General features: G+C 57.7%; 8 protein-coding genes. All 8 read left to right on the top strand.

All coding sequences use genetic code 11. The features are described from left to right. Nucleotides 1-53 precede the first annotated feature (53 nt). Nucleotides 54-1,379: a DNA cytosine methyltransferase gene (locus H149_RS20370; protein WP_039748504.1), complete on the top strand. Its 1,326-nt coding sequence runs from the start codon at nt 54-56 to the stop codon at nt 1,377-1,379. 47 nt (nt 1,380-1,426) lie between these two features. Beyond that, nucleotides 1,427-3,571 carry a hypothetical protein gene (locus H149_RS22695; protein WP_169518325.1) on the top strand — a complete coding sequence of 715 codons (2,145 nt, stop codon included), beginning with the start codon at nt 1,427-1,429 and terminating at the stop codon, nt 3,569-3,571. After that, nucleotides 3,568-5,103 (top strand): hypothetical protein, encoded by a 1,536-nt coding sequence (locus H149_RS22690; protein ID WP_081093917.1) that lies wholly within the window; start codon nt 3,568-3,570, stop codon nt 5,101-5,103. Before H149_RS22695 ends, H149_RS22690 begins: the two co-directional genes overlap by 4 nt. After that, nucleotides 5,100-10,634, top strand: a complete 5,535-nt coding sequence (locus H149_RS20365; protein ID WP_039748502.1) for a putative type IV secretion/conjugal transfer ATPase — start codon at nt 5,100-5,102, stop codon at nt 10,632-10,634. Before H149_RS22690 ends, H149_RS20365 begins: the two co-directional genes overlap by 4 nt. 11 nt (nt 10,635-10,645) lie before the next feature. After that, nucleotides 10,646-11,083 carry a very short patch repair endonuclease gene (locus H149_RS22685; RefSeq protein ID WP_020649421.1) on the top strand — a complete coding sequence of 146 codons (438 nt, stop codon included), beginning with the start codon at nt 10,646-10,648 and terminating at the stop codon, nt 11,081-11,083. A 120-nt stretch (nt 11,084-11,203) separates the two neighbouring features. After that, nucleotides 11,204-11,566: an integrative conjugative element protein, RAQPRD family gene (locus H149_RS0109010; protein WP_026353024.1), complete on the top strand. Its 363-nt coding sequence runs from the start codon at nt 11,204-11,206 to the stop codon at nt 11,564-11,566. Next, nucleotides 11,563-11,796 carry a TIGR03758 family integrating conjugative element protein gene (locus H149_RS0109005; RefSeq protein WP_020649419.1) on the top strand — a complete coding sequence of 78 codons (234 nt, stop codon included), beginning with the start codon at nt 11,563-11,565 and terminating at the stop codon, nt 11,794-11,796. The genes H149_RS0109010 and H149_RS0109005 overlap by 4 nt, the downstream gene beginning before the upstream one ends. Before the next feature lie 23 nt (nt 11,797-11,819). Next, nucleotides 11,820-12,179 (top strand): TIGR03745 family integrating conjugative element membrane protein, encoded by a 360-nt coding sequence (locus tag H149_RS0109000; protein ID WP_026353023.1) that lies wholly within the window; start codon nt 11,820-11,822, stop codon nt 12,177-12,179. The last annotated feature ends 3 nt before the right edge of the window (nt 12,180-12,182 follow it).

Genomic DNA, 12,182 nt, shown 5'->3' with positions numbered 1-12,182 from the left:
TTATTCGTTCGCACAGCACCACGGAGTGCTGGCATACAGGAAAACATCCCAGGATGAGTGCTTATAAGTTCGTGGACCTCTTCTCTGGATGCGGCGGCCTGTCACTGGGCTTGTCCATGGCTGGGTTGCAAGGAGTGTTCGCCGTCGAGAAAGATCCGATGGCATTCGATACGTTCTCAGGAAATTTCCTTGGCGAACGGGATGTTCCCGTAAAGAAATTTACCTGGCCATCCTGGCTGGAAAAGAAAGCCTGGGGTATCGATGACCTTCTCGATAAGCACCAGCCAAACCTTGTCGAGATGCGCGGTACTGTACAAGTCCTCGCAGGGGGGCCTCCTTGCCAAGGATTTAGCTTTGCGGGGCGTAGGCGCGAGGAAGATCCACGCAACCAGTTGTTCGAGAAGTATGTATCGGTTGTCGATGCCGTACGACCGACGATACTGGTGCTGGAGAACGTGCCCGGCATGAAGGTCGCCCATCTGGGGCCTCCAAGCGAAGATGGAACCCGCGCACAATCGCAGGAATCCTTCTACCAAAAACTGAAGAAACGCTTGTCCGAAATTGGATACGTCGCCCATGGGAAGATCGTGGACGCTTCGGATTTTGGCGTTCCCCAGAAGCGCTCCCGGCTTATCGTCATCGGAATCAAGGAGGACTTGGCCGCCCAACTTGATGGAGGGGTAATTCACGCTTTCGAGGTTCTCGAATCGAAGAGGGCCGAAGTCCGCGAGCGGCATGCTCTCCCAAAGAAGAAGCTCATTACTGCCGAAGATGCCATCTCGGACCTTCTCGTCAGCCAAAATTATACGCAGCCATGCCTAGATCCATATTCGCGACCAGGTTTCGAGGAGACCGCGTACTACGGTCCGCACACCTCGTACCAGAAAGCCATGCACAAGCATTGCCGCACGGACTCCATGGATAGCATGAGACTGGCCCGGCACCGCGATGACGTGCGCGACCGGTTCCGGCTAATCATCAAGGAGTGCACCCAGGGGGTCAGGATGAACGAGGAAAGCAGGGCTCGATTCGGCCTGAAGAAACACCGCATCTACCCAATGTCGGCGAACGATCCCGCACCGACGATCACGACTTTGCCGGATGATGTCCTGCACTATTGCGAGCCAAGGATACTTACCGTACGCGAGAGTGCCCGCCTTCAGAGCTTTCCGGACTGGTTCCGGTTCCGCGGCAAGTACACGACAGGAGGGGAAATGCGTACCAAGGAGTGTCCTCGATACACCCAGGTAGGCAATGCAGTCCCACCCCTGCTGGCCGAGGCACTTGGCCTCACTGCGGCATCCATACTGGACGAACTCGATGAGATAGCACTGCGCAAAAATAGCCTACAGGAAATGCCAATCGTCACACCAGCATGATGGCAGTGACCTAGGGAATATCGATGTCTATGGGGGAGATGGCGATCATGGGAAACGAAACGGAGCAGCCCCGGCGGTTCCCTGGAGGGCTGCTTGAATGGGCCGGGCATCATTCGGGCGGCGTCAAGCGACTGTTCGATCCTAGTAGCGGGCGTCCTGGCAAGGAATTGCTGAGGACCAGCTTGATTTCCCGGCTTGAGGCCTGGGCCAGCCTAGTTGCGTCGGGAGCCAAGGGTACGCCCAGGATATTGCTCTTGGTCGGAGGGCCAGGCAATGGCAAGACCGAAGCCATCGAGTTCACCATAGATTGCCTAGATAAAGGCCTGGCAGCCAATGGCAGCCTACGACGCAAGCTCTCGGAGCAGTTCCACCCACCTCTTGGGCAACCTGTGCCAAGGGATATACATGTTGATGCTGGCGCCCTTGCCGCCGTGCCAAGGAGGCTTGACTTGTCCATCGTGCAAGATGCCTCGGCAACGGCAGGCCATGAAGGACGCTCCGCACCTGAGCTGTTGATTGATGAGCTGCGTTCCCTATTGGCCGACCAGAATGCATGCTACTACCTATGTTGCGTCAATCGAGGCGTGCTCGATGATGCACTGATCCACGCCATCGATCACGACCTTGGCGATGCCCGTGCATTGCTTGAGCGGATCACTCGATCCGTCAGCCTCTCCGCCGATGCGCCTTCCTGCTGGCCACTTTCGGAGTATCCAGATATCGCGGTGTGGCCGATGGATGCCGAATCGCTACTTGCCAAGCCCGATAGCGATATTCCTGCACCAGCCGAGGTCCTCCTCCGGCATGCTGTCGATTCGAGGTATTGGCCCGCGCAAGGCACCTGCATTGCAGGCGACCGCTGCCCCTTTTGTCGCAGCCAAGCCTTGCTAGCCCGGGAGGATGCACGAACCTCATTGTTGAAGATGCTTCGATGGTACGAGCTTGCCAGCGGCAAGAGATGGAGCTTCCGGGACTTGTTCTCCCTTGTTTCCTACCTGCTGGCCGGCAACCTTGCGGTGGACGAAGGAAAGCCAAGCGACCCTTGCAGCTGGGCTGCATCCCTTTGGGAACAAGACCAATCGGGACAATCGGCCAAGAAGCCTCGTCGCCAGCAACTTGTCGCTATTTTCCAGCTAGCGACCGCAGGCTACCAACATGCACTTTTCCATCATTGGGATCCGTTGGCCGCCAATGTCCTCAGGCAAGGCATCAAGGACCTAGGACTAGGGCCGGAGAAGGCAACAACGGATACCCGCGGACCCATCCTGACCTTGCTTGGCCTCCAGTATTTCCTTGCTGGGCGCAAGGACTCGTATCTTCCAGCGACCATTGCTTCCCTGCTGTCGAGCTTGTCTGACTTGCTGGATCCTGCAATGGCAAGCCCGGAAACCGAGGTAGCCGTCAGCGGGAGAAGCAATATCGTCCTCGCAGAACTCGATGCAAGATTCAGTCGTTCCGTTGCCGGGGGAATCGAATTTGTTCGCAAGTATCAGGCGCTCTCGAAAATCGAGCTCGACCTGCTCCAACGCCTGGCCAAACTAGACGAGACCTTGTCTTTGCCAGCCACGCGCCGCCGGAATCCCGCAGCGGCTGGTCGCATCCAGAACATCGTCCGTGATTTTGCATGTCGGTTGGTTCGGCGCAGCTTATGCACGCGAACAGCAGTGGTCGCCGACGCACAAACCCTTGAAGCATTCCAGCACGTCGTGGAAGACGTTCAGGGGAAACAGCTCTTCGAGGTAGCCAAGCAAGTCAAGGACCTCTTGAACCGTAACCAGAGATTCGAGGTTTCCCTCACAACGACATTTGGGCAGCCACTTCCTCCCCAGCAACGCCAGGCAACCCTACTCGTCCAGACAAGGCCGGTAAAGGCCCTGCAGCTTGCATCCGAAGGGCGCCCACGGTCTCCGATCTGCTTCCTTCAGGTAGGAAGCGGGCAATCGCTCCAGCCGATCGCATTGACGTATGACTTGTTCAAGGCCGTAAAGGAACTTGAGCGGGGGATATCCATCGCTTCCTTGCCCAGGACAGTCGTTGCCCTTCTGGATACCACTAGGGCGAGGCTGGCAGGGACGATTGTCCGGGATCCAGATGTCCTGGAAGAGTCAATCATCAGGATTGGATCCGATGGGATAGAAGTCGGCCAGTCGTGGAATGGCTTCGTGGCAACCGTTGGAGGGAAGCAGCCATGACGCTAGCCGAATTCAAGCAATCCCCGTGGCAGAAGTCCCACCAGACCTACAAGGAGTCGGCACTAGCCATCAGTCCAGCACCGGAATATGCCAGCTCGGAAGTACTGGTGGCCTCCCTCTATCGCACCATTGGATTCGACTCCATTAGCGAAGGAGGCGTACCAAAGGCTGGGCGCGACCTTGAAGGCAAGCTTCGCAAGCTCCATGACAAGCAACAAGCCATTCCTGATGGAGCCATACTTGACGCCGACGCATGGAGTGGCGTCCTGCACGGAGTACTGGAAAGCCCCAAGCTACCGAACCAATCCTCCAAGCGGTTCCTCCAAGTTACGCCACTCGTTCCTTCATTGTCGGTTTTCTCCGGCTCGGCGCGACTAAGCAGCAATTCCTGGCCTGCAGGTAGCCTTGTGCGGCGCATGGCATGGCTGGGATCCAGGGACCACGACACTGCACTTTCCCTTTGGAAGGAGCTTTTCTCTGCACTCGAAGTCGGCGAAGACGATGATGTCTTCGCCCGTTGGCTGGAGCAGGAAACATCCTCCTGGGGCGCCTCCCCGAAATGGGAACTGGCGAAGGTGGATCCGCAAGACGTTGCGAACTTCTCCATCGACGATTTCGAAGGCGTGCCTTTCATGCCTGCGCGGCAATTTGCCAGTGACCTACGTGCGATCATGAAGGCGAAGCCCTCGATGACCCGCAGGCAATGGACAAGCCTACTCGAAGCCATCCTGAGGCTTTCTGCAGTTTCGCATGTCACATGGTTATGCGATGTCCAGTCGCGCATCTGGCGTTGCCTCCTAGAGGCTGTCGACGGCAACGGCCCGTCTGGAACGGAAGATGTACGTGATCTCGTATTCCCCAAGAATCCACAGTACATGACGTATGGCGGGAAGGCCCTCCACGGCCTCAAGGACAAGGCGTCTGCCTACCTGACGGCGCGTCTCGGCATTAATACGCTCCTATGGTCGTTGGAGGAAGCAGGCCTTCCCTTCCATGGAAGCCTGTCCTCGAGCGCTGGCATAGCCCAGCTATGCACCCATGTCCGGGAAAACCGTGGTGCCCTCGATGCCATGGGCGTGCGCATGACGTTCTCCGACCTGCGCGAAAGGGAAGCACGTGCATTGAACTGCAAGAAGGGAATCGGAGCGAACATCCTGGAGTTTTCCAGGCATGCATTGGGGCAGCGGCAGACAGCATCCCAATTGCTTAGGGGGTATGACCAAGGCTACGTACTCAAGAAAAGGGGAAGCAGCCCATCGAGCCCATGGATAGTTGCGCTTGGCCCTGTATCGATTCTTGCCTTGGTCCATTGCTCACTGGCAGGCATGGGAGGACCTCGATCGATCCATCGCCTCGAACAGCATCTAGCGGCCTATGGTGTCGTCATTGATAGGCATGACATCGCAAGGAATGACCTGGGCCAGCAACTCCGGATGCTCGGACTCGTACTCGATAGCCCGGATGCAGAAAGCGGAATGCTCTTGCTACCACCGTTCCCCTCAAGCAACCAGTCCTTGGACAAGAAAGAATGAATAGACTCGTAGAAATCCTGGCGAAACTTGTCCAGGAAAAGGTCCAGGGAGCCGTGACTGGACAATCGGGCGACAAGCTTGAATCCAGGTTTATTTTCCACGGCCCCCCACTGGAAATCCTGGAACAGGTGTTCGGTGCACTGGCCGTCGATGGTGGCATACGGATCGAAATCGACGCGCATGGCGCGGCCAAGAAAATACCTGTATTGCTGGTTCTCCCGGCGGTGCAGGCAAACCCTGGGATAGGAGACTCCGGGGAATGCGACGAGAACCATCTCCTGCATATCCGGAATGATCCAAACTCGGCCAGTTTCGTCGCCTTGCTCCCACCGGGGCAACATAGCAGTAGGTCAGTTGCATCCACGACCGACGAATTCGGCATCAGCGCATCAAGCAATACCGGTCATGCGACGTTCGAGGAGTGGTGGGATGACGGCTTTGTCCAGGATCTGGTCGACAAGGGCCTCGGTGATGCAGGGATAGGCAGCGATTCCCTCGATGATTCAAGGGCAATGGTCAAGCGGGCGGCAATGGCTGTCGACGAAGTGGACCCCAGCGAGGGCCTACGGATTGCTGCATGGCGCTTGCTATCCCGAATCTACTCGATCAACAAGGACACCAAGGAACTACCGCCTGGGTCGGCCCTCGCACTCGCTTGCGGCTTTCCACCGATGCAAGATGGAAGCGTATCCGCAAAACTCCAAATGCGCATACAGGACAAGATTGCCGACGAGATGGCGGATGGCTTCAGGACGGGGGTAAGGAGACTCGCCGACCAGGCTACTGATGCGACAAGGGAAGCCCTTTCTGGCTTCCTTTCCCACGTAGAACACACTTGCCAGGTGTCTACGGCATTCGAGCGCTCGATGCCTGCGTTCTACTTGCCTTCGGATGGCCTCGAACTTGAAAAGCCCGAGTCATGGTGGACCACATTGACATGCCAGTGTTGGTCGGAACTCCTTGCTGATGAGCCTGATGAAACCAGCGGAGACCTTTCCATCGATTGCTCCAATGCCATTTTCCACGCAGTGCGTGGAACACCGTCTATCGTACAAGCAGGCGTGGAACTATCGATATCGACCGGACCAGATGCCACTGGCACTCCAGTCGACGTTTTCCTGACCGGGGGTTCCCATGGCAGGACTGGCATTCAAATCCCAGTCGATGGCGCTATCCAACATTCCGACAAACCACCCGCAAGCGGCCAAAGATCACCTATCAGCTACAAGGTGGCAGCCAGCGGAAGGAAACCTGCGACAGCCAAGGTAGTTTCCCTGGCAAGCTGGCTACCCGGCATCCTAGTCGTGTCCCGGATGGCTACCAAGTTCACCCCGCCCAAGAAACCTCGCAAGGGGAATGCCGGGGCAGACTGGGAATCCGCACTCTCCTTGCCCGGCTCCGGCCGATATGAACTCCTGATCTTCGTCACTCCTGGCACCCAGGTGACAAAGGCCGAAGGAATTCCGGACGACGCAACTGAATCGATGGCCGATGCTCCCGAAGAACTCACCCTTCACGAGGCCAAGCAAGGGATATATCAAGTCGAGATCGACGCCGAAGAGAAGTATCAGCTGGAGATCTCCTTCCAGAAGGATGGCAGCAACACGGATGAAATATGCAGGGTGTTCATCACCTGCGAGGAAGCCAAGGAAGAAGGCTGCAGGAGCGAGTTCGAGCGACTCATCAAGCTCAATAGACGCCCGGTCGAGAAGTTCGATACGAAGGCAGTAGTGCAGTTGGATCGTCATGCTCGACTATCTGCCATGCAGTCATGGATGCTTGACGAGAATTCAGTCGCCAAGTCATTCATTCCCGTAGTCATATCCGACGACTATGCCAGCAAGTGGGCCTCTCCAGACTGGGACTCCCAGGTTGGCCCGATTCTTTCGCAAGCACGCTTCCTGCACGACCCACGGCCTCCGGCAGGATTGTTTATTCCCCCAAAGGGATTCGTCGACGCTCGTGAAGAAATTGCCAAGCGAATAAGGGAAACAAGCGACGGCATGGGACTGGTCGAGTCATCCCCCCTTGGGAAATGGCTGTTGCGCGACCCTAGTTTCCTGGAACAAGTCGAAGCCTACCTAGATGCGTACATGGCCTGGATTACGGCCGATCGCGATGTTGCCTGCTGGGTGGACCTTATCGCCGTATGCCCAAGGGAGGCAGATGGACGCACGCTGGCAAGGATTCCAGATGCAATCATTCTTTCCCCATTGCACCCGTTGCGACTCGCATGGCATTGCCTCGCACAGAAAATACTGTACGAGGCGGTGGAAGGTGACGAACCCCGACCTTGCCCTGCTGCCAGCATACTGGACCCAGACTGCATACCCGACATCCTGGAAATGCCACTACAGTCTCCGGGAGGGCCCACCGGCATAGACCGAGTTGCATTCCTTTCCGTCGAATGCAACTCCGACTATTGGTCGGTCCTATGGAATGGCAAGCGCCTGGACCAGATTTCAGGCAAGTCAAGGAAAGCTCCATTCGACGATTCACTAGGACTAATCGTAGGCGGTATTTCGAGTGGATTCAGTCCTGCCCAGGTTGCCCGTTCGCTAGAGGATGTCTCCGACCTTCTCGCCGCCAAGCCTATCATTGGCCTTGTCGTCTCCAGCGGAGGCGGAGCGACGGACGCCTGCAACGAGGGCCTCGCCACATGGTGTTCCTGGCGATTCGGGCGTGGCGAGGAGAAGGGCTTGCAACGGGGCGTAGGCCCCAGAATGATCGAGGTCTTCGATACCAGGCCAGAAAGTTCGCGCCCGGACCAGGCCATGATTGCGAACCTGTCGGAAGACACGGGGAACCGTGTCCGCTGGTTCGAGCGACAACCTCATGGAACAAGGCCAGACCTCGGCATCATTGCCCAGCTTGATTCTGCACAGCCAGAGTCAAGGCCTGTCGGCATGCGATCTCCGCTAGGACTCGGCGGACTCGTGCGCCACAGGATCAGGAGGCAACTGCATGGCTCGTTCCTGAGTGAATCCAGGCAGTCACTCCCCATACCACCTGCCGGAGACGTGTTCTGCAACAAGATTGCCAATTGCATCACCCTCGTAGAGAGCGGACAAGACAAGGCCATCGGACTGCAGTTTTCCCCCAATGTACATGCCGTCTCCAGCATGCTGGAAGATCAATGCGCTAGCTTTGTCGCCGTATCATCCTCCGCCATTGACCCCGCCTGCTTCCTTGGTGGCTGGATCAAGGGTACGTACCTTTGGGACTATGACCTGCCTTCCTATTCCCACAGGGCTGGGGATACCAGTGGCTACTACCTCCTATCGCAGGTAAGGGATGCTGACCGTGATGCACTAGGACGGGTACTGTGTCCATTGCCGGGTTGCGAGGGACTCGACCAGTCGCAGGTAGAGCAAATCTTGCTCGAGGTAGCCAGGCGTGGAATACCAACGGTACGAGGACTTTCGGGCGACGACACGGGCGCCACTGGAGATCTGGGACTATTCGTGGCCGTCCGTCTCCTGCAAGACCAGTTCCGCACAGAAGGAAACAAGGACAGCTTGCTGCCCGTGCTGTCGGGTACGCAGGATGACTTGTCCATGGCCTTGATCATTCCCGTCGACCCATTCCGGAGCTACCTGGCAGACCTGTCCAGATCGCTGGAACGGGATAAGAAGGAGACGTCCTTGTCTCGCCCCGACCTGCTTGTCATCGGGATTCGTGCAACCGAAGCCGGGGTTCGCCTGCACCTCACGCCAATCGAAGTGAAGTTCAGGAACCAAGGTAGCGGATTTCCCCCAGGAGAGGCGAAGGAAGCACTTGCCCAGGCACGTGCCTTGACTACGTTGCTCAAGGCCATGGTCGACCAGTCTGCGAAATCCACCGCCTGGAAGCTTGCCTACCAGCACCTGCTGCTTTCGATGATAGGGTTCGGGCTGCGCGTATATAGCCAGCATGAACTTGTTTCCACCCAAACGGAACGCTGGTCCGGCTACCACGAGCGCATTGCTGCAGAAATACTTGCTCCTGATTCATCGATCACGATAGATGAATCGGGACGATTGCTAGTCGTCGACGGGACGCCACTCAGCGATGCACACGACCACGATGGAGATGGCTTCAGCGAAAGCATTTCAATTTCCCCCAAGGATGCAGGGAAAATCGTTGGAGGCGACCCCCAGGAGTTCTACGAGGCAGTTCGGTCCAAGGTTGGTGACTGGCGGCTGATGCCATCGCTGGACACTGCCATCACCACTTCCACGACGAGCGTCTCGCCCGGCCCCACGAACCCGGGGTCAAGCGATGGTGACGACAGTGCACCTGCCGAGCCAGACACCATCACAACGTCAAGCCCTGCAGGTGCCTCCACTGAGGAAACCAAGGGCGACAGGGCTGTCGATGCGTCCGCCTCCCCGGATACATCGATGCCGCCGTCTGAAGAACAAGGCAGCGGCATCTTGCTTTCAGTCGGCAGGACCATCGATGGCTTCGAACCTCGCCAACTATCGTTGAACATATCGGACACGAGACTCAACCAGCTCAACATCGGCGTCGTTGGAGACCTCGGCACAGGGAAGACGCAGCTACTGAAATCCCTGATCTTCCAGATAGCAACCTCAAGCGCAGAAAATCGAGGAATCAAGCCACGGTTCCTGATATTCGACTACAAGCGAGACTACAGCAGCCCGGAATTCGTCAATGCAACTGGTGCCCGTGTCGTAAAGCCATCACGCTTGCCACTCAACCTATTCGACACCTCCTCCATCGGCGAATCCATGGCACCTTGGCTGGATCGGTTCCGCTTCTTCGCCGATGTCCTCGACAAGGTCTATTCCGGCATTGGGCCCGTGCAGCGAGACAAGCTCAAGGGCGCTGTCCGCAATGCCTACGAGACATGTTCGATAGAGGGTCGCCAGCCAACAATTTACGACATTCATTCCGAGTACCGGGCGCTATTGAATGGCAAGTCGGATTCGCCGATGGCGATCATCGACGACCTCGTGGACATGGAGGTATTCGAGAAGGACCCTGCCAAGACAAAGACCTTCGATGCTTTCCTCGATGGCATAGTCGTTATTTCCCTGGATGCAATGGGGCAAGACGACAGGAGCAAGAACATGCTCGTGGCCATCATGCTGAACATGTTCTACGAGAACATGCTCAAGACACCAAAGCGTCCCTTCCAGGGAAGCGATCCACAGCTTCGGGTGATTGACTCATACCTATTGGTCGATGAAGCCGACAACATCATGCGCTACGAATTCGACGTATTGCGCAAACTATTGCTGCAAGGCCGAGAATTCGGGGCCGGGGTTATCCTGGCATCCCAATACCTTCGGCACTTCAAGGCAAGTACTACCGACTACAAGGAGCCATTGCTGACATGGTTCATACACAAGGTCCCCAATGTCACGCCAGCCGAGCTAGGCTCGCTGGGATTCACCTCGGACCTAGGAGACCTTTCCGAACGCGTGAAGACATTGCCAAACCATCATTGCCTCTACAAGTCGTTCGACTCATCCGGGGAAGTGATTCGTGGGTTGCCTTTCTACGAATTGGACAAGAAACCTTGAGCTGAACCAGCATGGTCGACTTCCTTTCCCCATCCGATCGCTCCGAGCGCATGTCGCGGATCCGGGGAAGGGACACCCAGCCGGAGCTTGCACTGCGCAAGGCCCTGCATCGGATGGGCTTCCGCTACAGGCTGCACGAAAAAAAGCTACCAGGAAAGCCAGATATTGTTCTTCCTCGCTACAAGGTCGTGGTCTTTGTCCATGGCTGCTTCTGGCACCGTCATCCGGGATGCAAGATAGCCACCGTTCCCAAGAGCAATACCCCATTCTGGCTGGAGAAGTTCCAACACAATGTTGCCCGTGACATCCGGGCCGTGGATGAGCTTCGTGCCTTGGGCTGGCGAGTCTTCGTCGTCTGGGAATGCGAGTTGTCGTCAACAGCAAAAACTATTGCCACGAGCGAACGGATCGCAGTCTTAATTCGTGATTCCGCAGAGTCCGCGACATGACTTCCAAGCAGCATCGACATTGCCCGGTAGGAATCCGGTGACGACCTAAATCCCATTCCTGGCTGCCCGGGGCACCCCTGTGTCCCAGCATCCTGCCATTCCCTCACCGAGGAAGGCACGATGCCCCCAACCAGCCCCCGCGCTTGTCGACAGCATTGCTGGATAGTGCTGCTTCTGCTCGCAACCTCTTCATTGCAGCCGGCCATTGCATCCACTGCAGCCATCGAACGCGAGCAGCTTGCGGCCTTGGTTCGCCAGATCGACCTGATCGACCGCCTCGCTGAGCACGCCGTCCATACCGCTCCGCAGGCGCGCGCCCGCTACCACTTCGACCATGGCCGCCTGCGCGAGGATCTCCAGCGCGTTCGGGCGGGCATTCAGGACTACCTGACGCCGCCGCGCGCCCAGCCGCGCGATCCGGTCGAGCTGTCCGGCGACTACCGCCAGTCCAGCCCGCCCTCCGACCAGGAGGCACCCCAATGAACGCCGCCCAGGTCAGCGCCTTCCAGGCCAATGGCGGCTTCGCCCCCGCCGCTGTGGCCACGGCGGTTCTCGGCCTGGTGTTCGCCGTCCTGCTCCTGTGGGGCGTGTGGGCGATGCGTACCGCCTACACCGGGTGGGCCGAGCAACGCCTGTCCCAGCGTCAGTTCCTGGGTGTCGTCGTGCGATTCGTCGCGATGTACCTGATGCTGACCTATTTCCTCCTGTCCTGACCATCACGAAAGGCCCTACCGCCATGAAGACCCATCCGATTCCCCATCGCGTTGCCACCACCATCTTCGCGCCATTGATGCTGATGGGTTTGCCATTGGCGGCCCGGGCGCAGGGCTTGCCGACCATCGAGGACCCCTCGCGCGGCCAGGGCAGCGGCATCATGCAGACGCTGCAGAACTACGGCTACGACATCGTGCTGCTGATCGCGCTCCTCGTGGTCGCCTCGATGTTCGTCGGTGTGTGCTACCACGCCTATACGCGCTACTCGGAAATCCATACCGGTCGCGCCACCTGGGGCCAGTTTGGCCTCACCGTGGCCGTGGGTGCGATCCTGCTGGTGGTCGGCATCTGGCTGCTGACCAAGGCCACCGGCGTACTCTGAGCG

Origin of the sequence: Solimonas variicoloris DSM 15731 (assembly GCF_000382285.1) — a bacterium.
GTDB classification, from domain to species: Bacteria; Pseudomonadota; Gammaproteobacteria; order Nevskiales; family Nevskiaceae; genus Solimonas; species Solimonas variicoloris.
The sequence above is the reverse complement of the archived record's forward strand: the minus strand, read 5'-3'. Positions and strand labels throughout refer to the sequence as shown.

Bases quoted from the DNA above. Each gene is read 5' to 3' on its own strand.
- H149_RS22690 (WP_081093917.1), top strand. From the start codon at position 3,568: ATGACGCTAGCCGAATTCAAGCAATCCCCGTGGCAGAAGTCCCACCAG.
- H149_RS20370 (WP_039748504.1), top strand. From the start codon at position 54: ATGAGTGCTTATAAGTTCGTGGACCTCTTCTCTGGATGCGGCGGCCTG.
- H149_RS20365 (WP_039748502.1), top strand. From the start codon at position 5,100: ATGAATAGACTCGTAGAAATCCTGGCGAAACTTGTCCAGGAAAAGGTC.
- H149_RS0109005 (WP_020649419.1), top strand. From the start codon at position 11,563: ATGAACGCCGCCCAGGTCAGCGCCTTCCAGGCCAATGGCGGCTTCGCC.
- H149_RS22685 (WP_020649421.1), top strand. From the start codon at position 10,646: ATGGTCGACTTCCTTTCCCCATCCGATCGCTCCGAGCGCATGTCGCGG.
- H149_RS0109000 (WP_026353023.1), top strand. From the start codon at position 11,820: ATGAAGACCCATCCGATTCCCCATCGCGTTGCCACCACCATCTTCGCG.
- H149_RS0109010 (WP_026353024.1), top strand. From the start codon at position 11,204: ATGCCCCCAACCAGCCCCCGCGCTTGTCGACAGCATTGCTGGATAGTG.
- H149_RS22695 (WP_169518325.1), top strand. From the start codon at position 1,427: ATGGGAAACGAAACGGAGCAGCCCCGGCGGTTCCCTGGAGGGCTGCTT.